Source organism: Pseudomonas sp. NFPP07, from assembly GCF_900115645.1.
GTDB lineage: Bacteria > Pseudomonadota > Gammaproteobacteria > Pseudomonadales > Pseudomonadaceae > Aquipseudomonas > Aquipseudomonas chlororaphis.
In genome coordinates this window covers 466766-489128 of sequence record NZ_FOXG01000002.1, presented here as the reverse complement: position 1 = coordinate 489128, position 22363 = coordinate 466766, and the positions used below count along the sequence as shown (strand labels likewise).

Annotated in this window: 21 protein-coding genes; 10 read left to right on the top strand and 11 right to left on the bottom strand. The window is 61.7% G+C overall.

The annotated features are described in order from the left end of the window. The 4 genes from BM019_RS07280 to yaaA form a co-directional block, all read right to left on the bottom strand. The gene (locus BM019_RS07280) at positions 1–1170 is read right to left on the bottom strand and encodes an alginate biosynthesis protein Alg44 (protein WP_092417936.1); all 1170 of its coding nucleotides are present in this window, start codon (positions 1168–1170) and stop codon (positions 1–3) included. Between the two features lie 35 nt (positions 1171–1205). Then, a complete protein-coding gene (gene alg8 / locus BM019_RS07275) occupies positions 1206–2690 on the bottom strand; it encodes a mannuronan synthase (protein ID WP_172833405.1) in 1485 nt (494 codons plus the stop codon). A gap of 216 nt (positions 2691–2906) precedes the next feature. Next, positions 2907–4223 carry a nucleotide sugar dehydrogenase gene (locus BM019_RS07270; protein ID WP_009042275.1) on the bottom strand — a complete coding sequence of 439 codons (1317 nt, stop codon included), beginning with the start codon at positions 4221–4223 and terminating at the stop codon, positions 2907–2909. Between the two features lie 813 nt (positions 4224–5036). Beyond that, entirely contained in the window at positions 5037–5816 is a 780-nt protein-coding gene (gene yaaA / locus BM019_RS07265; protein ID WP_009047094.1) for a peroxide stress protein YaaA, read from the bottom strand. 225 nt (positions 5817–6041) lie between these two features. Between yaaA and BM019_RS07260 the strand changes: the two genes are divergently transcribed. From BM019_RS07260 to BM019_RS07235, 6 genes are all read left to right on the top strand, one after another. Further along, a complete protein-coding gene (locus BM019_RS07260; protein WP_092417935.1) occupies positions 6042–7166 on the top strand; it encodes a polysaccharide deacetylase family protein in 1125 nt (374 codons plus the stop codon). 348 nt (positions 7167–7514) lie between these two features. Continuing rightward, positions 7515–8909 carry a PhoH family protein gene (locus BM019_RS07255; RefSeq protein WP_007929389.1) on the top strand — a complete coding sequence of 465 codons (1395 nt, stop codon included), beginning with the start codon at positions 7515–7517 and terminating at the stop codon, positions 8907–8909. A 265-nt stretch (positions 8910–9174) separates the two neighbouring features. Further along, a complete protein-coding gene (moaC, locus tag BM019_RS07250) occupies positions 9175–9648 on the top strand; it encodes a cyclic pyranopterin monophosphate synthase MoaC (RefSeq protein ID WP_009047097.1) in 474 nt (157 codons plus the stop codon). Continuing rightward, the gene (gene moaD, locus BM019_RS07245; RefSeq protein ID WP_007932097.1) at positions 9645–9887 is read left to right on the top strand and encodes a molybdopterin converting factor subunit 1; all 243 of its coding nucleotides are present in this window, start codon (positions 9645–9647) and stop codon (positions 9885–9887) included. Before moaC ends, moaD begins: the two co-directional genes overlap by 4 nt. 1 nt (position 9888) lies before the next feature. Beyond that, positions 9889–10341 carry a molybdopterin synthase catalytic subunit MoaE gene (gene moaE, locus BM019_RS07240; protein ID WP_009042279.1) on the top strand — a complete coding sequence of 151 codons (453 nt, stop codon included), beginning with the start codon at positions 9889–9891 and terminating at the stop codon, positions 10339–10341. Between the two features lie 224 nt (positions 10342–10565). Continuing rightward, a complete protein-coding gene (locus BM019_RS07235; RefSeq protein WP_009042280.1) occupies positions 10566–11342 on the top strand; it encodes an ABC transporter substrate-binding protein in 777 nt (258 codons plus the stop codon). An 83-nt stretch (positions 11343–11425) separates the two neighbouring features. Here BM019_RS07235 and BM019_RS07230 read toward each other — a convergent pair whose 3' ends face one another. The 5 genes from BM019_RS07230 to BM019_RS07210 form a co-directional block, all read right to left on the bottom strand. After that, entirely contained in the window at positions 11426–12052 is a 627-nt protein-coding gene (locus BM019_RS07230) for a helix-turn-helix transcriptional regulator (protein WP_009042281.1), read from the bottom strand. Between the two features lie 87 nt (positions 12053–12139). Continuing rightward, positions 12140–13267 (bottom strand): NAD(P)/FAD-dependent oxidoreductase, encoded by a 1128-nt coding sequence (locus BM019_RS07225; protein WP_092417934.1) that lies wholly within the window; start codon positions 13265–13267, stop codon positions 12140–12142. A 126-nt stretch (positions 13268–13393) separates the two neighbouring features. Further along, complete coding sequence (locus BM019_RS07220; RefSeq protein WP_092417933.1) at positions 13394–14347, bottom strand: ornithine cyclodeaminase family protein; 954 nt, start codon at positions 14345–14347, stop codon at positions 13394–13396. A 138-nt stretch (positions 14348–14485) separates the two neighbouring features. Then, complete coding sequence (gene rhlB, locus BM019_RS07215) at positions 14486–15976, bottom strand: ATP-dependent RNA helicase RhlB (protein WP_092417932.1); 1491 nt, start codon at positions 15974–15976, stop codon at positions 14486–14488. Between the two features lie 95 nt (positions 15977–16071). Then, the gene (locus BM019_RS07210; RefSeq protein ID WP_087091316.1) at positions 16072–16728 is read right to left on the bottom strand and encodes an alpha/beta hydrolase; all 657 of its coding nucleotides are present in this window, start codon (positions 16726–16728) and stop codon (positions 16072–16074) included. A gap of 467 nt (positions 16729–17195) precedes the next feature. Between BM019_RS07210 and BM019_RS07205 the strand changes: the two genes are divergently transcribed. The 4 genes from BM019_RS07205 to BM019_RS07190 all read left to right on the top strand — a co-directional run bounded on the left by BM019_RS07205 (position 17196) and on the right by BM019_RS07190 (position 21358). Next, complete coding sequence (locus tag BM019_RS07205; protein ID WP_007932108.1) at positions 17196–18227, top strand: amino acid ABC transporter substrate-binding protein; 1032 nt, start codon at positions 17196–17198, stop codon at positions 18225–18227. Between the two features lie 66 nt (positions 18228–18293). Further along, complete coding sequence (locus tag BM019_RS07200) at positions 18294–19475, top strand: amino acid ABC transporter permease (protein ID WP_092417931.1); 1182 nt, start codon at positions 18294–18296, stop codon at positions 19473–19475. A 10-nt stretch (positions 19476–19485) separates the two neighbouring features. Beyond that, entirely contained in the window at positions 19486–20583 is a 1098-nt protein-coding gene (locus tag BM019_RS07195) for an amino acid ABC transporter permease (protein WP_009042287.1), read from the top strand. Positions 20584–20593: 10 nt separating this feature from the next. Continuing rightward, entirely contained in the window at positions 20594–21358 is a 765-nt protein-coding gene (locus BM019_RS07190) for an amino acid ABC transporter ATP-binding protein (protein WP_092417930.1), read from the top strand. Positions 21359–21418: 60 nt separating this feature from the next. On the opposite strand, the gene BM019_RS07185 is transcribed toward BM019_RS07190, so the two are convergent. Together BM019_RS07185 and BM019_RS07180 are read right to left on the bottom strand one after the other, a co-directional pair. Continuing rightward, complete coding sequence (locus BM019_RS07185; RefSeq protein WP_092417929.1) at positions 21419–21892, bottom strand: type II toxin-antitoxin system MqsA family antitoxin; 474 nt, start codon at positions 21890–21892, stop codon at positions 21419–21421. After that, entirely contained in the window at positions 21889–22200 is a 312-nt protein-coding gene (locus BM019_RS07180; RefSeq protein ID WP_009042289.1) for a type II toxin-antitoxin system MqsR family toxin, read from the bottom strand. The genes BM019_RS07185 and BM019_RS07180 overlap by 4 nt, the downstream gene beginning before the upstream one ends. Positions 22201–22363 lie beyond the last annotated feature (163 nt).

Sequence of the window (22363 nt, the reverse complement as noted above, 5' to 3'; positions counted from 1 at the left end):
TTAGAGACCGGCAGCCATGGCTTTGTCGATCAGCCAGTTCACGGACGGGCCGCGGTCGCTGCTGACTTCCACCGGGCGGCCGGCGAAGGTGCTGCTCAGCGGGGCGTCGGGCTTGATCTGCACGCGAATGTCCGAGGACAGGTCGCTGCTGTTGAGGCTGGTGCTGCTGACGATGGTGCCGCTGCGCACCTCGTCTTCGCCGGCGATCTGGAAGCTGACCTTGGTGCCTGGACGCACGTCGGCGAACTGGCGGTAGGAGAAACGCGCTTCGACGTTGGCCTGGCTGTTGCGCGGGACCAGCTGGAAGATCACGTCGCCCTTGCTGGCGTACTGGCCGTCGGCAACCATCTGCTGGGCCACGGTGCAGTCGCAGGGCGAGGTCAGGGTGCCGGTCATCTGCTTGCCGAACAGCTCCTCGACCTTGGCCGGTTGCAGTTGGTCTTCGTTCAGGTGGCCCTTGAGCACGTCGAGCATGCTGGTGCTGAAGGTCGCCAGCGGGGCGCCCTTGGCGGCCACGCCGTCGGCCTGGATCAGGCTCTGCACGGTGCCGTCGCGCGGCATGGTGACGTTCATCCCCGGCGCGCTGACCAGGCCGGCCTGGGCGTGGCTGACGAAGTACATGCCGTACACCGACTTGAGGATGAAGCCGAAGGCCGCCAGGCCGACGACGAAGATCCCGGCGCTGAAGGTCACCGCGCGCAGGCGGCCCAGGGCGCTCATGCCGTGGCCGGCGTCCTTGTTCTTGCGCGCCTTGGTGAAGTTGTCGCGCTGCAGGGTGGCGAGCACGTCGCCCATGGTCACGATGTCGCCGGCCAGGTGCGAGGTGATCAGCTGGCGCAGGGTCGAGATGTTCTGGGGCTCGAGGTTCTGGAACTGGCAGCCGACCCGGCCGCTCTGGCGATCCACGGAGCGCACCTGCAACTCCACGTCCATGGCCAGCCCGAGGTTGTCGATGACAAACTGCAGGCGACCCTTGTGCACGTCGCCGACCTTGATCGGCAACTGCCCGCAGTTGAAGCTCAGGCCGCCGGCCGAGAGGTCGATGACCCGCGCTTCGACCGGGGTCCGGTCGGGGCCGAAGAAGCGCAGCTTGGCCGGGATCTTGACCCGGGCGTGTTGGCGTTGGGCTTCGGATTCATGCACTACGTTGACGTTCACGGCGGTGTTCATAAGGGCGATTTCCTAGTTAATTCAGGCAAGGCGGGTCAGACCATCAGCAGCAGCGCGGCGACGAAAATGCTGCCGGCGGAGAAGGTCATGGTCCGAGACGACCAGGTGTTGAACCAACGTTGAAAGCTGGCTAGGTCACGGGACAGAGCAGTCGGTTGGCGGGTCCAGGACTGTTGGTCGAGGCGGAAGAACACGTAGATCTTCACCAGGGCCCCGACGATCTGGTTGTAATAGAGGATCAAAGGGTAGGCCGGGCCGATCCGGTGCCCCGAACAGGACAGCAGCAGGGTCAGCAGCAGGCGGGTGATACCGATCCACAGCAGGTACACCAGGATGAAGGCGGTGCCGTACTTGAAGCTGGCGATCAGGGCCACGGTCAGGCCGAGCAGGGAGGTCCACATCGACACGCGCTGGTCGAACAGCACCACGCTGGTGAACAGGCCCAGGCGCTTGAGACCCAGGCCCAGGGCCCGGGAGTTCTGCCGCAGGTTGTTGCCGTACCAGCGGAACATCAGCTTGCGGCTGGCCTTGATGAAACTCTTCTCCGGCGGATGCTCCACGGTGTTGATCGCCGCATCGGGCACGTAGAAGGTGTCGTAGCCCAGGCGCATCAGGCTGAACCAGCTGGACTTGTCGTCGCCGGTGAGGAACTTGAAGCGGCCCAGGCGCCAGTGTTGCAGCGAGTCGCTTTCCACGTCGGCGATGAAGTCCGGGTTGGTGACCACGCTGGCGCGGAACACCGACATGCGTCCGGTCATGGTCAGCACGCGCTTGGACAGGGCCATGGAGCACATGTTGATGTGGCGCTGGGCGAAGCGCAGCTTGTGCCACTCGCTCATGATGTAGCCGCCGCGCACTTCGCAGAACTCGTTGGTGGTCAGGCCGCCGACGTTGCCGAACAGCTGGAACCAGGGCACGGTCTTGCGCACCACGCCTTCGCCGAGCACGGTGTCGCCGTCGATCACCGCTACCACGGCGCGGTCGTCCGGCAGGTGGCGGGAGATGGCGCGGAAACCGAAGGCCAGGCCGTCGCGCTTGCCGGTGCCGGGGATGCGCACGAAGTCGAGCTTGACGTGGGCCGGCGGGTTCATGCGGGCCCAGAGGCTTTTCACCAGCAGCTCGTCGGACATCTCCACGATCGAGCAGACCACGGTGGTAGGGAAGCCGCAGTCGATGGCTTCACGGATCACCGAGCCATAGACCTGGGCGGTGGTCAGGGCGTCGATCCGGAAGCTGGTGACCATCAGGTACACGTGGGACGGATCGGCGGCCTTGCCCAGCTTGCGGACCTTGCGGCGCAGGTGCGGGTAGACCACGTAGAGAAACAGCATGCCGCGCACGAAATGCGTGGCACCCATCGAGTAGCGCCAGATACCCACGGCGCCAATCAGGAAGATGAAGTCCTTCGATTCGGAGTCGAATGTGGACGCGGGCAACGCCAGGGCGAGGCCCATCAGTAAACTCAAGAAAAACAGCCAACCTGCGGCCTGGAGTAGGCCGTGCTTTAGCCTGTGCATAATCTGCATCCGTCTCGATCTCGGGCGAGCCTGTGGGGTGGCCCGATGGGGTTAAGGCAGGCAAAAAAGCCAAAGGGGGCACATTCCTGTAGCCGTTGCCGGAGGCTGCGATAGGTCCGCAGGACCTCCGGCGGTTGCAGGTACGTCGCGACCCTTCGGGTTCGATCGCAGCCTGCGGCAGCGGCTACAGGAACGGGGGACTGCCCCCGATACCGCTGGTTACCAGCAGATACCTTCGGTCCGGCCACTCGCGCTGGTGGCCTTGGACATGAACCCGACCAGGTCGATGACCTGCTTGCCATGCGGCACGTCTTCGGCCAGGGCGCGGAACTTCTCGTCGCGGTTGCCGAGGATGATCACGTCGGAGTTGTCGATCACCGAGTCGAAGTCCGCGTTGAGCAGGGACGAGACGTGGGGGATCTTGGACTCGATGTAGTCTTTGTTGGCACCGTGGACGCGGGCGTACTCGACGTTGCTGTCGTAGATGCTCAGGTCGAAGCCCTTGCCGATCAGCATTTCCGCCAGCTCCACCAGCGGGCTTTCGCGCAGATCGTCGGTACCGGCCTTGAAGCTCAGGCCGAGCAGGGCGACTTTGCGCTTGTCGTGGCTGGAGACGATGTCGAAGGCGTTCTGCACCTGGGACTCGTTACTGCGCATCAGCGAGTTGAGCAGCGGCGCTTCGACGTCCAGGGAACCGGCGCGGAAGGTCAGGGCGCGCACGTCCTTGGGCAGGCAGGAACCGCCGAAGGCGAAGCCCGGGCGCATGTAGTACTGGGACAGGTTGAGGGTCTTGTCCTGGCAGACCACGTCCATCACTTCACGGCCATCGACGCCGACGGCCTTGGCGATGTTGCCGATCTCGTTGGCGAAGGTGACCTTGGTGGCGTGCCACACGTTGCAGGTGTACTTGATCATCTCGGCGACAGCGATGTCCTTGCGGATGATCGGTGCGTCGAGTTCTTCGTACAGCGATTGCAGGACGTCGCCCGAGGCCTTGTCGAATTCGCCGATCACGGTCATCGGTGGGAAGTCGTAGTCCTTGATCGCGGTGCTTTCACGCAGGAACTCAGGGTTGACCGCGACGCCGAAGTCGACGCCGGCCTTCTTGCCGGAGCAGTCTTCGAGGATCGGGATCACCACGTTGGCGACAGTGCCCGGCAGTACGGTACTGCGCACCACGATGGTGTGGCGGGAGGTCTTGTCACGCAGGACAAAACCGATCTCGCGGCATACCGCTTCGATGTAGTTGAGTTCCAGGTCGCCGTTCTTCTTGCTGGGCGTGCCGACACAGATCATCGACAAGTCGGTGTCGCGAATCGCCTCGGCGAAGTTGGTGGTTCCGCGCAGACGACCGGTTTGAATACCTTGCGCCAGAAGTTCACCCAGACCCGGTTCAACGATCGGCGATTTACCGGCGTTGATCATATCGATCTTGTCCTTGGCAACATCGACGCCAACGACCTCATGGCCCCGTGCAGACAGGCAACCGGCACATACTGCACCGACGTAACCCAAACCAAATATGCTGATGCGCATCGCATTTACCTCTGTGTTATTCACGCCATTAGATGGCCGGAGTTAATGTTTGCCAGCTTTAATTGCGCACTCGGAAGTTCAACGAGCAGGCGTTGAGATATCCAGTGCAGGCAGACTAAGTTCCGAGTGTCTAAATAAGTGCACTCAAGTTGTGCGCAACTTGGCCTTGTTGTAGGGGCTGCCCTTAAATGTCGCCGTCCTTCCTGCTGGAAGGCAGCTCCGAGGTTGGCGATAATCCTGATTTATAGGAGCAGGCCCATGATAATCAGGTAGTTACACGCTCCCGGAAGCGTTTTAAGGCGGGCTATGCCATGGCCTTGTAGGGGATAGTAATGGTGCATTATCTCCTGTGTATTGACCCTAAGTTCGAGTTCCTGAGCAGTAGGTCAGGATAATATGACAACTTCGCTACTGTCGTTGGATCCCATGTAAGTCATCTCCTACAAACTCGTTGAGAATCGTTACCGGTGGTATGAGCGGTGGTTCAGGACATAGTTCCAGACCGCTGATCCTGTTTTCTGAAATTTCTTGAAATATTGCAAAAGATGGCACTGCTTTCATATTGATAGCACTTACCATTTCAGCCTTTAGTTATGGGGAGTTAAAGCGCGGGGATATTTTTATGCCACTACCGATAAAAAAATTGTGTGCCACTACTGAAAAAAATGACCTCTGTCGAGTGAAACAAAAGTTATAAATTCAGAAGAAGATATTTTGGCGCCAATTGTTTGGCGTTTTGGTGGGAGTCAAAGAGGAAAGTGACCGCTCGTCGACGCACTCGTTTGCGCGAAACCAGTGCATCGACCGCGTGCGTTATTCCGGTGCGTGATCGCGCAGGAAAACCAGATTATCGGGTTTCGACTGTTCGGCGCTGTAGCGGTAACCCTGGACATCGAACTGCTTGAGGGCCGCCGGGTCGTTGATGCGTTCTTCTATGACGAAGCGGCTCATCATGCCCCGGGCCTTCTTGGCGTAGAAACTGATGATCTTGTACTGGCCGTTCTTCAGGTCCTTGAACTCGGTATTGATGATCCGGGCGTTCAGGGCCGTGCGCTTGACCGCCGAGAAGTATTCGTTGGAAGCCAGGTTGAGCAGCAGGTCGTCGCCCTGTTCGGCCAGGGCTTCGTTGAGCCATTCGCTGATGCGCGTGCCCCAGAAGGCGTACAGGTCCTTGCCGCGGGCGTTGGCCAGCTTGGTGCCCATTTCCAGGCGATAGGGCTGCATCAGGTCCAGCGGGCGCAGCAGGCCGTACAGGCCGGAAAGCATGCGCAGATGCTGCTGGGCGTAGTCGAAATCGGCTTCGCTCAGGGTTTCGGCATTCAGGCCGGTGTACACGTCGCCCTTGAACGCCAGCAACGCTTGCTTGGCGTTGGCCGGAGTGAAGGCCGGGGTCCAGCTGCCGAAGCGCGCGGCGTTGAGGCCGCCGATCTTGTCGGAGACGTGCATCAGTTCGCTGATTTGCGCCGGGCTCAGTTCGCGCAATTGCAGGATCAGTTCCTGGGAGTGATCGAGGTACTGCGGCTGGGTGAAGCGTTGAGTGACGGGCGGGGTCTCGAAATCGAGGGTCTTGGCGGGTGAAATCACCATCAGCATGAAGTCGTCTCCTGTAAGCGTCGGGGGATTCTAGGGGCTTGGGCGCTTTGACTCCACCTATGAAGGCAATAGGGGGGGCGCCGGTCGTCCGTTGGTCGGCGATGGTCTGCTGCAGGGAGGCGCGTGTCCGCTCTCTATAAAGGGAAGGGGAGCAGCCTAGGCAATAGGGCCGAGAGGCCGGCATCGGCTATAGTGCCGCGCGGGTTTTGTTATGGAGACATCCCTTTGCGCAGCGCGTTTTTTCTTTCGATCTGGCTGTTGAGTTTCGGCGCCCTGGCGGCGCCGAACGAGGTGGCGACCCTGGATCGCAGCACCTGGCCGGAACAGCTCGTCAACCCGACCCTGTTCGACGTGGCGTCGCGGGCGGAGATCCTCACCTTCGCCCGTGCCCTGCTGGACAGCGAGGCCTGGGATGAAGCCTCGTTGAAGCAGCGCCTGGGCCTGCGGATCATCAACATGGCGTCGATCGATGCCGTCCGCCAGCGGCTCTGGCGGCAATTGCTGAGCAACTACAACTTCGCCCAGCAGAGCTGCGACCAGGACGCTTCCTTCTGTTTCCTGGTGGAAGACATGGACACCCTGCGCGAGCAGGCCGGCAAGTTCCAGTTGGGCGACGACTCCTATTACGCCCGCTGGGCCGAGCCGAGCCGGATCTTCCATGAACAGTATCTGGACGAGCTGCTGCGCAAGGCCGCGCTGTTTCCCCAGACCGCCAGCGAGATCGAGCGTTTTGGCGACTACGAGCGCAATGGCGACGAGCTCAATGACCGGCTGTTTTTGCTGACCTTCGACAGCGCCGCCAATCTCGCCCCGGACAACACCCCGTGGCTGACCGAATACCTGCGCAAGTCGAATATGAACGGCACCTTCTTCGTACTTGGCAGCGAGTTGCAGAGCCGCCTGGAGCAGCGTTCGGTGGCCAGTCTGCAGGCCCTGTATTCGCAGCAGTGCGTGGGTGTACTGGGCTGGGAGTATCGTTCCCACAGCCATTGGCAGGACTGGCAGGATTCGATCGAGCGCAGCGTCGAGCTGGCCAAGGGCAAGCTGCCGGAAAACTACGTGCCGCTGTTTCGCCCGCCCTACGGCCAGCGCCGGGCGGATGCGCAGGCCTTCTTTAATGCACAGGGTTTGCAGGTGGCGCTGTGGGACATCGACCCGCAGGACGGCGCCGGCAAGCTCAAGGGCGAGCAGAGCGGCCAGCGGGTGCTGACCCTGATGCTGTTGTGGCGACACGGGGTGATCAATTTCAACGCCCGGCAGGACGCGGTGAAGACGGCATTGCCCTGGTTGCTGACGCAGACGGCGCAGAGCGGAATCGGTTGGGAGGATTGTCAGGACGCGTTTCGCTAGAAACGACGAAAGGTCCGTATTTACGGGGGGAGAGGAGGTTTTTGCCGATTTTGGCCAGGATTTCGAGGCAGGCGGACTTCCGACTTTAACGGTGCTTGGGCAGCGCGCCAAGGGCTATTCGTCACTCTGCAAAATAAACTTAAAAAAAGCGTCAAAGTGCTTTTTCCTGTCACAGGTTTTGGAGTATTACGAAGTCAGACCGCCGAAACCTGCAACACAGGTGGCGTCTCCCAAGACTCCTTTTGTGTGCACTTCACTCGAACCCCTGCGGGTGAATTCGACGGTCAATTCGAGGCGCAGCACCGCCATGGTATTGCGTCGACTGGCCCCCACATAAGGTGACCGAGTATGGATGACCACGGACGTAGCCCTTCCTCCAACCAGCCAATCCTTTATGTACTCGATACCAATGTATTGATTCACGATCCAAACGCCCTGCTGAACTTCGAAGAACACCATGTGGCGATCCCGATGATCGTCCTGGAGGAACTCGACAAGCTCAAGAGCGGCCATCACAGCGTTGCAGCGGAATGCCGCCAGGCCATTCGCCTGATCGACAAGACCCTGGGTGAGGCCTCGCCTGAAGACGTCGAGCTGGGTGTGCCTATTCAGCGTGGCAAGAGCGGCCCCAAAGGCCTGCTGTCGATCCTCATGAGCAAGCGCTCCGAGCCTAACAGCCTGCTGCCGGAAAACCTCAACGACAACATCATCATCAACCAGTTGATCGACCTGCACGCGCGCGACAAGGAGCTGCGCGTGGTGCTGGTGACCAAAGACATCAACATGCGCCTCAAGGCGCGCGCCTGCGGGATCGCCGCCGAGGACTACAGCACCGACCAGCTGGTCGACGACGTGGCCTTGCTGCCCAATGGCTTCCACAACATGACCGGCTCCTTCTGGGACCGCGTGAGCAAGGTGGAAACCCGCCAGGATCACGGCCGCACCTGGCACCAGGTGCAACTCACCGACAACCTGCCGGCGGTGCACATCAACGAGTTCATCATCGACGAACAGGGTTTTGTCGGCTGGATCAAGGAGATTCGCGCCGATGTGCTGCTGATTCTCGACCTGCATCAGGAACCCCTGTTGCACCAGGAAGCCTGGGGCCTGAAACCGCGCGACATCTATCAGGGCCTGGCGCTGTTCGCCTTGCTCGATCCGGACATCCATCTGGTCAACCTGTCCGGGGCGGCAGGTTCAGGCAAGACCATCCTGGCCCTGGCCGCGGCCATCGAGCAGACCATGGTCAGCAAGCGTTATCGGCGCATCATCGCCACCCGCAGCGTGCAGGGGCTGGACCAGGAGATCGGCTTCCTGCCGGGTACCGAAGCGGAAAAGATGGAGCCCTGGCTCGGCGCTATCACCGACAACCTCGAAGCCCTGCACATGGATGACGAAAGCACCCATGGCAGCGTCGACTACATCCTCAGCAAGGTGCCGCTGCAGTTCAAATCCCTCAACTACATTCGTGGCCGCAGCTTCCAGCAGAGCCTGATCCTGATCGACGAATGCCAGAACCTCACCCCGCACCAGATGAAAACCATCATCACCCGTGCCGGCGCCGGTTCCAAAGTGGTGTGCCTGGGCAACCTGGCGCAGATCGATACCCCTTACCTGTCCGCGACCAGCTCCGGGCTGACCTACCTCACTGAACGCTTCAAGGACTTCCCCAACGGGGTGCACATCACCCTGCAAGGGGTTCCACGCTCGATTCTGGCCGAATACGCCGAATCCCATCTGTAACCCTCGCCAGACGGGCGGCCGCGAGGCCGCCCGTTTTTTTGTGCCTGGATGAAACTTCTGTAGCTGCTGCCGCAGGCTGCGATCGGCTGCGCAGCAGACGCCAGAGGACCTGTTGCGTTTCACCGGTAACCCTGGGGAAGTCCGGATCACGTCCGCTACGCGGCCGATCGCAGGCTGCGCCAGCGGCTACAAGGATCGCGTAATCAAGCGTGCGGAAATTTGACCCTCGGGTTTACAATCGCCTTTCCTGATCAGGAGTAAGGCTGTGCTGACTCATCTCGATTCCCAAGGTCGCGCCAATATGGTCGACGTCACCGACAAAGCCGTGACGTCCCGCGAAGCCACGGCCGAAGCCCGGGTGCGCATGCTCCCGCAAACCCTGCAAATGATCGTCAGCGGCGGTCACCCCAAGGGTGATGTGTTCGCCGTGGCGCGCATCGCCGGCATCCAGGCGGCGAAAAAGACCAGCGATCTGATCCCCCTGTGCCATCCGCTGATGCTCACCAGCGTCAAGGTCGAGCTCAGCGCCGAAGGCGAGGACAGCGTGCGCATCGTTGCCCGCTGCAAGCTGGCCGGGCAGACCGGGGTGGAAATGGAAGCCCTGACCGCCGCCAGCGTCGCCGCGCTGACCATCTATGACATGTGCAAGGCCGTGGACCGGGGCATGACCATCGAAGGCGTGCGCTTGCTGGAGAAGCTGGGCGGCAAGAGCGGTCATTACCAGGCGGATGAACAATGAACCTGACTGTGAAGTTTTTCGCCCGCTATCGCGAGGCGCTGGGCGTGGATTCGCTGCGGGTCGCCGGCGATTTCGCCACGGTCGACGATGTGCGCGCCCTGCTGGCCCAACGCGAGGGCGCCGAGGTGCTCAGCGAGCAGAACCTGATGTGCGCCCGCAACGAAGACCTGTGCCAGCTCGACGAGCCGGTGAGCGACGGCGACGAAGTGGCGTTTTTTCCTACTGTGACCGGGGGCTGATATGGCGATTCGTGTGCAATCGGGCGCCTTCGATCCGGGGGCGGAAGTCAACGCGATGCATGCGGCGAATGTCGGCGTCGGCGCGGTGGTGAGCTTTGTCGGCTACGTGCGTGATTTCAACGATGGCCTGGAGGTGGCCGGGATGTTTCTCGAGCATTACCCGGGCATGACCGAAAAGGCCCTCGGCAAGATCGCCGCCGAGGCCGAACAGCGCTGGCCGCTGCTCAAGCTGGAAGTGCTGCATCGCATCGGTGCGCTGGAGCCGGGCGAGCCGATCGTTTTCGTCGGCGCCGCCAGCGCCCACCGCCAGGCGGCGTTCGACGCCTGTGCCTTTGTCATGGACTACCTGAAAACCCGCGCACCGTTCTGGAAAAAGGAAACCACCGCCGACGGGCCGCGCTGGGTGGAAGGTCGCGACAGCGATCACGCGGCGGCGGACCGTTGGAAAGAATGATTGCCTGATCCATCCGTCTTGACCGCAGGTCCTCAACTGCACCCTCCATTTCCCTGTTTTTTCCCATTTCTGCCTCTCGACCAAAGGCCGGCTGAACCGCGTCCGCTGCGTTGACGAAATATACGTAAAAGTCCAGTATGGATTTACAAGTACAAACAAGGCTTCACCGTTTCACTCCTTTCTTCTGTCTTGCCAAACCAACAACAACCCGCGAGAGAACGAACATGAAGAAACTCCCCCTCATCAGTGGCCTGGCCCTGAGCCTGTTGGCGTGCAGCAGCCTGTTCGCCGCCGAGAAAACCCTGCGCATTGGCATCGAGGCGGCTTATCCGCCGTTCGCCTCGAAAACCGACAAGGGCGAGATCGTCGGTTTCGACTACGACATCGGCAATGCCCTGTGCGCGCAGATGCAGGTCAAGTGCCTATGGGTCGAGGGCGAATTCGACGGTCTGATTCCCTCCTTGAAAGTGAAAAAGATCGACATGGCGCTGTCGTCGATGACCATCAACGAAGACCGCAAGAAGTCGGTCGACTTCACCCACAAGTACTACTTCACTTCCTCGCGGCTGGTGATGAAGGAAGGCGCCACGGTCGATGACCAGTACGCCAGCCTCAAGGGCAAGAACGTCGGTGTGCAACGGGCGACCACCACCGACCGCTACGCCACCGAGGTGTTCGAGCCCAAGGGCATCAACGTCAAGCGCTACAGCAACAACGAAGAGATCTACATGGACCTGGCGGCCGGGCGCCTCGATGCGATTTTCGCTGACACCATTCCGCTGAATGACTTCCTGTCGATGCCGCGCGGCAAGGGCTATGCGTTTGTCGGGCCAGAGTTGAAGGACCCGAAATACGTGGGTGAGGGCGCGGGGATCGCGGTGCGCAAGGGTAATACCGAGCTGGTCAGCCAGTTGAATAGCGCCATCGATGGCATTCGCGCCAGTGGCGAATATCAGAAGATTTCCGAGAAGTACTTCAAGTCCGACATCTACGGCGACTGATGTCGCGTGGCGTTCGTGAGGACGCCATCGCGGGCAAGCCTCGCTCCTACGGTTTTGTCGGAGCGAGGCTTTTCAGGGGGCCGTCAGCCCTTCAATTCCTTCAGGTGCTTGTACACCGTCGCCCGCCCCATGTTCAGCACGTTGGCCACATAGTTGGCGGCGCTTTTGCCCTTGAACGCACCTTCGGCGTGCAGCGCCAGCACCAGTTCGCGCTTGTGTTCGCGGGTCAGCAGGTTCAGGCCCAGCTGCCGTTCGCGCAGCCAGTTGTGCAGGAAGGTGTTGATGCGCTCCTGCCAGTCATCGCGAAACAGCGAGTCCGGTTGCGGGATCAGTTTGCTCGGCGAGAGGAACAGGTCCAGCGCCGCCTTGGCATTCTCGAACAGCGAAATATTCAGGTTGATGCACAGCACCGCCAGCGGCTGGCCGCTGCCGTCGCGCAGCACACTGCTGAGGCTGCGGATCTTCTGGCCGTCCCAGTTGAGCTTTTCGTAGGGGCCGATATTCCGCTCATTGGCATCCTCGCCGAGCATGTCTTCGAGGGCGGAGTCGTCGCCCACTTCGCGCTTGGAGATGTTGTTGGCGATGTAGTCGATCTTTTGCGTGCGCAGATCGTGGATGACCACCTCGGCATGGGGGAAGAACAGCGTGGCGATGGCATCGGCGATCGCCCGGAAGTTATCCAGGACAGGGTCCTGCGCGGGTGAGGTCATGGGTAGTTCTCCAGGCGGTGTCAGCACCCCGCGAGGCAGGGCGCTGCGAGTGTGCCGCAATCGTTGGGGCGCGTCACCTGAGCGGGATCAGCCGAGGCGTGCGGGGGAGAGCATGGCGGCGTCCAGGCCAAAGCGCGCCAGTTGCTCCGGCAAGGCTTCGCCACGCACCAGGGCGGCGCTGGCCTGGCCCATGGCTGGCGAGGTCTGGATGCCGTAGCCGCCTTGCGCGGCGACCCAGAACAGGCCCGGTACCTGGAGGTCGAAGCCGGCCAGCAGGTCGCCGTCGCTGACGAAACTGCGCAGGCCGGCCCAGGTCCGGGTCGGGCGGCGAATGGTCAGGGTGGTGGCCTCTTCGATCTGGTAGATGCCCATGGCGATGTCCAGCTCTTCCGGCTGTACATCGTGGGGCTCCACCGGGTCGGCGTTGGCCGGCGAGCCGAGGAACATGCCGGCGTCGGGCTTCATGTAGAAGGATTCGTCGAGGCTCACCAGCATCGGCCAGTGGTGGATATCGACGCCTTCGGGGCCGGCGAAGATAAAGGCTGCGCGGCGTTTCGGCTGCAGGCCCAGGGGCCGGGCGCCGGCCATGGCGCCGACCTGGTCGGCCCAGGCGCCGGCGGCGTTGATCAGGATGGGCGCGCTGAAGTTCTGGCCGGCGGTCCGTACCTGCCATTGGCCTTGTTCGTCGCGGCTCAGCCCCAGCACTTCACAGTCGGTACGCACCTCGCCCTGGTTGCGCCGGATGCCGCGCAGGTAACCCTGGTGCAGGGCGTCGGTGTCGATATCACTGGCGCTTGGGTCGTAGAGGGCGCCGTGGACCTTCTCGTGACGCAGGATCGGCAGGCGCGCGCAGGCTTCGTCGGCGCTCAGCAGCTGCATCTCCGGCACCGTGGCCTTAGCACTCAGGTACTGGTTGTTCAGCTCGCTGGGGTCGCCGGTGAAGTCCACGGTCATTTCGCCGCGCGGGGTCAGCAGCGGGTGCTCGCAGAACCCTTGCGGCGGGGCATCGAAAAAGTCCCGGCTGGCCAGGGTCAGGGCGCGTACCTGGGGCGTGCCATAGGCGGCGGTATAGAGCGCCGCGGAGCGCCCGGTGGAGTGGTAGGCCGGATGCGATTCGCGTTCCAGCACCAGCACCCGGCCATGGCGCGACAGCCAGTAGCCGGTGGAGGCACCGGCAATGCCGCCGCCGATGATGATGAAGTCTGCCTGGGTCATTCGAGCCTCCGGAAAAAGAGTCAATGCAAATCCCTGTAGGAGCGAGCTTGCTCGCGATGAGGCCGCCAACGACACCGCGTAGTGTTCAGTTTTTTATCGCGAGCAAGCTCGCTCCTACAGGTTCGTTCATGCGTTGCGTTGCAGGTGATAGAGCGCATTGGCCAGGGCGATGTCTTCCAGGCCCAGGCCGATGGAGCGGAAGAACACGTGGCGCCCCGGCTCCGGTCGTTGCGCCAGTTCGCTGAGCAGTTCGGGCAGGTCGCCGAGAATCGCCGCCTTGTCCCAGCCATGCTGTTCGCCGGCGATCAGCATCTCGCCGGCCGAGCCGGGGGTGGTCTGACGATAGTCGCAATACACCTGCATGTCCTTCAGTGCTGCGGGCGGCACTTCGTGGGCCCGTGGCGCGTTGGTGCTGATGGAGGTGATCAGCGCCGGCTTGCGCAAGGTGCGCGGGTCGATCACCGGGCCGGCGGAGGAGGTGCAGAGCATGATGACGTCGGCGTCCTGCAGAGCGTCATCGAGCTGGCTGGCGACCTGCAGGCGCGGGTCGAGGGCCTTCAGGCGCGCGATGTCCTCGGCGGATTTGCCGGCCAGGCCAGGGGAGTACAGGCGGATGGATTGCCACTCGCGCAGGGCTTTCACGTAATGCAGGTGGGCCTGGGCCACCGGGCCGCTGCCAATGATCGCCAGGTGCCTGGCGTCGGCCGGCGCCAGGGCGTCGACGGCCACGGCGGTGGTGGCCGCGGTGCGCGCGGTGGTCAGTTCGCCTGCGTCACAGAGCAGCAGCGGCTGGCCGCTGTCCATGGACATCAGCAGGGTCCAGGCGGTGACCAGCGGACCTTCGGCACGGACGATATAGGGCGAGGTCTTGACCCCGTAGACCCGGTCTTCGGCCAGCACGCCCAGGTAGTTGATGAAGTCCCCGGCGCCCTGGGGAAACTCCACCAGCTGTTGCGCCGGCTGCACGGCAAGCCCGGCGGCCAGGTCGTGGAACAGCTTGCGCAAAACCTGCGGCACGTCGACCTGCGCCAGCAACTGGCGGGCCTGAGGCTGGGTCATCACGGACGGCGTGCTGGACATGCGGGTGCTCCCAATAAATAAACTAATTTGTCTATTATGGACTTTTAGTTTTGTCGGGCAATATCCAGGCGAAAAAAAACGCAGCCTGTGGTCGGGCTGCGTTTTTCGTTCGGAAGGTTCCATTGGAACCTCCTTCGTTCACTCGCGATCAGGCTTTCGGGCGTGCTTGCGCTCCACGGGGCGCAGCAGCTCGGTCGGCGGCATTTCGCAGCTGATCTTGCGACCCAGCAGCGCCTCGATCGACGGCAACTGATAGGAGTCGTCCTCGCCGGCGAAGCTGATGGACACGCCGTCGGCGCCCGCCCGGCCTGTACGGCCGATACGGTGCACGTAGTCGTCCGGCACTTCCGGCAGGGTGAAGTTGATCACGTGGCTGATGCCGTCGATGTGGATGCCACGACCGGCGACATCGGTGGCCACCAGTACGCGGATCTTGCCTTCGCGGAAGCCTTCCAGGGTCTTGATGCGCTTGTGCTGCGGCACGTCGCCGGACAGCTGGGCGGCGTTCACGCCGTCGCGTACCAGGCGTTCCTCGATGCGCCGCACTTCATCCTTGCGGTTGGCGAAGACCATGACCCGTTCCCAGCCGTTGTCGTTGACCAGGTTGTACAGCAGCTTGTACTTGTCGGCGCCGGCCACTGCGTAGATGTGCTGTTCGACGTTGGCGTTGGCCACGTTCTCGGCCTCGATTTCGACGATCGCCGGGTCGGTGGTCCATTGCTTGGCCAGGTTCATCACGTCGTCGGTGAAGGTGGCGGAGAACAGCAGAGTCTGGCGTTCGCTTTTCGGCGGGGTCTGGCGAATGATCTGGCGTACCTGGGGGATGAAGCCCATGTCGAGCATGCGGTCGGCTTCGTCCAGCACCATCACTTCGACCATGTCCAGGTGCACGTCGCCGCGCTGGTTGAAGTCCAGCAGGCGGCCCGGGGTGGCGACCAGAATGTCGCAATGGCGGGCTTCGAGGTGCTTGAGCTGTTTGTCGAAGTCCATGCCACCGACAAAGGTCATCACATTGAGGCCGGTGTATTTGGTCAGGCTGGCCGCATCCTTGGCGATCTGTACCACCAGTTCGCGGGTCGGCGCGATGATCAGCGCCCGCGGCTCGCCCATGTAGCGCTCTTTCGGCGGTGGGGTCTGCAGCAGCTGGGTGATGATCGAGATCAGGAACGCGGCGGTCTTGCCGGTACCGGTCTGGGCGCGGCCGATGGCGTCTTTGCCGGCCAGGGTGAACCCCAGTACCTGCGCCTGGATCGGCGTGCAGTAGGGGAAACCCAGGTCGTGGATCGCGTGCATCAGTTCCGGCGCGAGTTTGAAGTCGTGGAAACGGGTCTTGCCTTCCTGCGGTTCGACGACGAAGTCTTCCAGTTTCCAGGTGCTTACCGGTGGTTTCGGCGCGCGTGGGCGGCGCGGCTGTTCGGCCTTGGGCTTGTCGCTGCGCGGCGCGGTCTGGGCCACTGGGGCGGCTGGGGCCACTGGCTCTTGCCTGGCCACGGAGGCGGGCGCGGTCCGTTCCGGCTGATGGCCGTCGGTACGGCTGCTGGGGCTGGAGGAAGAGGGGCTGGAGCCTGGCGCGAGCTGCTCAGCCTCGCTTTTACCGAAGATTTTCTTGAGTGCTTTGAGCACGGTCATCTCATCAATTGGTTAAGGAATGTACGCCGGGCAGTGTAATGCAAGAATCGGGCGCGGCGTAGTGGATTGCTCAACGGGCTACCTAACTTATCGATTCAGCGCAAACGCTCGCCGAGCCAGGCGCCGATATCGCGAATTTCTTCGGGTAACACTTCGTGGCCCATTGGGTATTCCTGCCATGTCACGGTGACACCATGGTGTTTCAGGTACTCGTAGGCGGTGCGGCCCATGGCGTTCTGCACCACTTCGTCGTACTGGCCGTGCAGGCACAGGGTCGGAATCCGCTGCTGGCTGGCCGACAGTTCCAGTTCATCGCTGAAGGTCGGGGCATAGGTGGAGAGGGCAAGCACGCCACCCAGCGGGCCCTGCCATTTAAGGAAGGCGGTGTGCAGGACGACCGCGCCACCCTGGGAAAAACCGGCGAGGAAAATCCGCGAAGGGTCTATTCCGCTGGCGCGCTGTTCTTCGATCAGGTCGCTCAGGCGTTTTGCCGACTCGTCCAGCTGTTCGCGGTTGATCGCGCGCGCCGGGCTCATGGCCAGAATGTCGTACCAGCTGGGCATGGCATAACCGCCATTGATGGTCACGGCGCGGGTCGGTGCCTGGGGCAGGACGAAGCGGGTGGTCAACAGGCTTTCCTGCAGCGCTTCGGCCACTGGCAGGAAGTCGTAGCGGTCGGCGCCCAGGCCATGGAGCCAGATCACACAGGCATCGACGGGCTTGCTGGGCTGAAGAATCAAGGGCTCGGTCATGGTTGCTCCAAATATGTGCGCACGCGCCCAAGCGGTGCGTGATCGAGGTGCGCGGTCGGTTGATCAGTGAAGAAGATGTCGCAAGGCTGCAAGTTTTGCTCTTGACCCCGGGCTGAACCGCTTTAGCCGGCACTCTGGTACGGGCTTTGCTATAGCCGTTGCGTGAAGTGATTGCGTTCACCCTGCCGGTAACACTATCAGGCTACTGGCGGGTGTGGGATAGCAAAGATCCGATGATGGACGTTCGCCAGTGGCCGCTACGGGCTTCGCGAACATGCAAGGGCTACAGCCCGTTCGGTCGCTTGGTGAGTATGGGTTTTCTCTTAAATGGATTTTCTCCTACTAGACTCATAGCTAAAGTCCTACGCCGCTTGACCCGATAAAAAGCCAACACGGGTCAACAGTGCCTCATAAGGGTGCGGCAGGACTCAAGCTCCGACACAACAAGAGCAAAACTGGAGGTTTGAATGAAGATGTTGAAATCCACCCTGGCTGTGGTCACGGCCGCCGCGGTACTGGGCATGAGCGGCTTCGCGCAGGCGGGTGCGACCCTGGATGCAGTGCAGAAGAAAGGCTTCGTGCAGTGCGGTGTGAGCGACGGTCTGCCGGGCTTCTCGGTACCGGACGCCACCGGCAAGATCCTCGGCATCGACGCCGACATCTGCCGCGCCGTGGCCGCCGCGGTATTCGGCGACGCGACCAAAGTGAAATTCAGCCAGTTGAACGCCAAGGAGCGTTTCACCGCGCTGCAATCGGGCGAAATCGACATCCTGTCGCGCAACACCACCATGACCAGTTCCCGCGACGCGGGCATGGGCCTGAAATTCCCGGGCTTCATCACCTACTACGACGGCATCGGTTTCCTGGTGAACAACAAGCTGGGCGTCAAGAGCGCCAAGGAACTGGACGGCGCGACCATCTGCATCCAGGCCGGCACCACCACCGAGCTGAACGTGTCCGACTACTTCCGTGGCAACGGCCTGAAATACACCCCGATCACCTTCGACACCTCCGATGAAAGCGCCAAGTCGCTGGAGTCCGGTCGTTGCGACGTACTGACCTCCGACAAGTCCCAGCTGTTCGCCCAGCGCAGCAAGCTGGCTTCGCCGAAGGACTATGTGGTTCTGCCGGAAACCATTTCCAAGGAACCGCTGGGCCCGGTCGTGCGTAACGGCGACGACGAGTGGCTGGCCATCATCCGCTGGACGGGCTACGCCATGCTCAACGCCGAAGAGGCCGGCATCACGTCGAAGAACGTCGAAGCCGAAGCCAAGTCCACCAAGAACCCGGACGTTGCGCGTCTGCTGGGTGCCGACGGTGAATACGGCAAGGACCTGAAGCTGCGCAAGGACTGGGTAGTACAGATCGTCAAGCAAGTAGGCAACTACGGCGAAGTGTTCGAGAAGAACCTCGGCAAGAGCACTCCGCTGGAGATCGATCGCGGCCTGAACGCGCTGTGGAACAACGGCGGCATTCAATACGCACCACCAGTGCGCTGATGGTTCTATCGCCCGGCGGGCCAACCGCCGGGTGATGTTCTTGTTCCATTATTTCCGGGGCACTTCATGCAAAACTCAATCGGCGCACCTAAGCAGAGGCTCAGTCTCAGCGATCCACGAGTGCGTGCGTGGCTATTCCAGATCATTACCGTTGTGGCCGTGATCTCGCTTGGCTGGTACTTGTTCGATAACACGCAAACCAACCTACAGCACCGGGGTATTACCTCCGGCTTCGACTTTCTCGAGCGCAGCGCCGGCTTCGGCATCGCTCAGCACCTGATCTCCTACACCGAAGCGGACAGCTATGCCCGGGTGTTCGTGATCGGCCTGCTCAACACCCTGCTGGTGACGTTCATCGGCGTGATCCTGGCGACCATCCTCGGGTTCATCATCGGTGTGGCGCGCCTGTCGCAGAACTGGATCATCAGCAAACTGGCGACCGTGTATGTGGAAGTGTTCCGCAACATTCCGCCGCTGCTGCAAATCCTGTTCTGGTATTTCGCGGTGTTCCTGACCATGCCGGGGCCGCGCAACAGCCACAACTTCGGCGACACCTTCTTCGTCAGCAGCCGTGGCCTGAACATGCCGGCCGCCCTGGTGGCCGACGGCTTCTGGCCGTTCGTGATCAGCCTGGTGATAGCCATCGTTGCCATCGTGCTGATGTGCCGCTGGGCCAACAAGCGCTTCGAAGACACCGGCGTGCCGTTCCACAAGTTCTGGACCGGTCTGGCGCTGTTCCTGGTGATCCCGGCACTGTGCATGCTGGTGTTCGGCGCCCCGGTGCACTGGGAAATGCCCGAGCTCAAGGGCTTCAACTTCGTCGGCGGCTGGGTGCTGATCCCGGAACTGCTGGCCCTGACCCTGGCCCTGACCGTCTACACCGCGGCGTTCATCGCCGAGATCGTGCGTTCGGGGATCAAGTCGGTGAGCCACGGCCAGACCGAGGCGGCCCGTTCCCTCGGCCTGCGCAACGGCCCGACCCTGCGCAAGGTGATCATTCCGCAGGCGCTGCGGGTGATCATTCCGCCACTGACCAGCCAATACCTGAACCTGGCGAAGAACTCGTCCCTGGCGGCGGGTATCGGTTATCCGGAAATGGTTTCGCTGTTCGCCGGTACCGTGCTCAACCAGACCGGCCAGGCCATCGAAGTCATTGCCATCACCATGAGCGTGTACCTGGCGATCAGCATCAGCATTTCCCTGCTGATGAACTGGTACAACAAGCGCATTGCGCTGATCGAGCGGTGAGGAAACGCGCATGAGCACTCATACTTTCAAACCCGACATGCCACCACCGAGCAGCAGCATCGGGATCGTGGCGTGGATGCGGGCACACATGTTCTCCAGCTGGATCAACACCCTGCTGACCCTGTTTGCCTTCTACCTGATCTACCTGGTGGTGCCGCCGATCCTCAGCTGGGCGATTTTCGACGCCAACTGGGTGGGCACCACCCGCGCCGACTGCACCAAGGAGGGCGCTTGCTGGGTGTTCATCCAGCAGCGCTTCGGTCAGTTCATGTACGGCTACTACCCGGCGGATCTGCGCTGGCGCGTGGACCTGACCGTGTGGCTGGCGGTGATTGGCGTGGCGCCCTTGTTCATCTCCCGGGTTCCGCACAAGGCCATTTATGGCCTGAGCTTCCTGGTGCTGTACCCGATCATTGCCTACTTCCTGCTGCATGGCGGCCTGTTTGGCATGGCCAACGTCGCCACCAGCCAGTGGGGCGGCCTGATGCTGACCCTGGTGATCGCCACCGTCGGCATCGCCGGCGCCTTGCCGCTGGGCATCGTGCTGGCCTTGGGGCGACGCTCGAACATGCCGGCGATTCGTGTGGTCTGCGTGACCTTCATCGAGTTCTGGCGTGGCGTGCCGTTGATCACCGTGCTGTTCATGTCCTCGGTGATGCTGCCGCTGTTCCTGCCCGAAGGCATGAACTTCGACAAGCTGCTGCGGGCGCTGATCGGGGTGATCCTGTTCCAGTCGGCCTACATCGCCGAAGTGGTGCGCGGCGGGTTGCAGGCGATTCCCAAGGGGCAGTACGAAGCGGCCGCGGCCATGGGCCTGGGCTACTGGCGCAGCATGGGCCTGGTGATCCTGCCGCAAGCCCTGAAGCTGGTGATCCCCGGCATCGTCAACACCTTCATCGCCCTGTTCAAGGACACTAGCCTGGTGATCATCATCGGCCTGTTCGACCTGCTCAACAGCGTGAAACAAGCCGCCGCCGACCCGAAATGGCTGGGCATGGCCACCGAAGGCTATGTCTTCGCGGCCCTGGTGTTCTGGATTTTCTGTTTTGGTATGTCCCGCTACTCCATGCATCTGGAGCGTAAGTTGGACACAGGCCACAAGCGTTAGGAGTATCTCCATGAGTGAAGCGATCAAAAAGCCTGTGAGCCCTGAAGGCATTATTCAGATGCAGGGCGTGAACAAGTGGTACGGCCAGTTCCACGTGCTCAAGGACATCAACCTCAACGTCAAGCAGGGCGAGCGCATCGTCCTGTGCGGGCCTTCGGGCTCGGGCAAGTCCACCACCATCCGCTGCCTGAACCGCCTGGAAGAACACCAGCAGGGCCGCATCGTGGTCGATGGCGTGGAGCTGACCAACGACCTCAAGCAGATCGAGGCGATCCGCCGTGAAGTCGGCATGGTGTTCCAGCACTTCAACCTGTTCCCGCACCTGACCATCCTGCAGAACTGCACCCTGGCGCCGATGTGGGTACGCAAGATGCCCAAGCGCAAGGCCGAGGAAGTCGCCATGCATTACCTGGAGCGCGTACGCATTCCGGAGCAGGCGAACAAGTACCCGGGCCAGCTCTCCGGCGGTCAGCAGCAGCGCGTAGCGATTGCCCGGGCGCTATGCATGAAGCCGAAGATCATGCTGTTCGACGAGCCGACGTCGGCCCTCGACCCGGAAATGGTGAAAGAGGTTCTGGACACCATGATCGGCCTGGCCGAAGACGGCATGACCATGCTCTGTGTGACCCACGAAATGGGCTTCGCGCGCACCGTGGCCAACCGGGTGATCTTTATGGACAAGGGTGAAATCGTCGAACAGGCCGCGCCTAACGACTTCTTCGACAACCCGCAGAACGAGCGGACCAAGCTGTTCCTGAGCCAGATCCTGCACTGATCCAGGTACAGCCTTGAAAATGAACCCGGCCTGGCGCCGGGTTTATTTTTGCCTGGGATTTCATGACGTCGCGACGCGAGCCAGGTGCGGGTCGTCGTCGGCCGCGGGCGCTTGTTGTTCGCTGAGTGCCTGCACGTCGGCCATCAGTTGCGGATGACGATCGAGCAGGCGCATCAACATGAACAGCGGCTGGGGCGGGGCGACCTCGCCGCGTTCGTAGCGGGAGAAGGCGTTGTGCCCGCCGCCGGAGAGCAGCTTTACCGCATCCTTCTGCGAGAGGTGCAGCTTGCGGCGGATGCGTTTCATCTCGCTGGCCATGAACTGCCGGCAATCTTCCAGCAATTGGTCGCCGGCGTTGGCGTAGCGTTCGGCGCTGGCGGCGTCGAACTCGATTTCTGCGCAGGCCTGGCATTCCCAGCCGGCCAGGCCATGAACCTGACGCACCATGTGCTTGTAATCGATCAGCTCGCTGCGGTTCTCGAACGGCTGCATGCCGGCCGGGGCCCCACAACTGACGCATTGTCTTTGTTTCATGGGTGTTTCTCCTTGAAGGAGATCACTGGGGGACCGCCGCCGGGGCGGTAAGTGACTTTGATGTACAGCTCCACGGAATCGATGTGCGTGTAATACACGTCCTGCCAGATTCGATGATCGAGATAGCTGGTCATCGACTTGTAGAGCATTTTCCCCTGCAGCCCGGCAATCACCTGCTGCATGTCCCGGCAGGTCAGGCCGAGGTGCCGGCCGCTGACCAGGGCGGTTCGGGTAAAGGCGGCTGCCCCCAGACGGGCGACATCCGCCTTGATCACCGACAGGTCGTAATGAGGTGTGTGCTTTTCCATAAGACACCTGGAGTCGAGATAAAATTACCCTTAAAGGGTTTTTTTGGCAATCGGATTTCCTTTCCGCTTGCTACATGCATGCATCGGCTTTGTTGTTCACCCACGCGAAGCTGACTAATATGCCAAAAAAATTCATCCGATGATTGGATGAAAAGGCGACGGC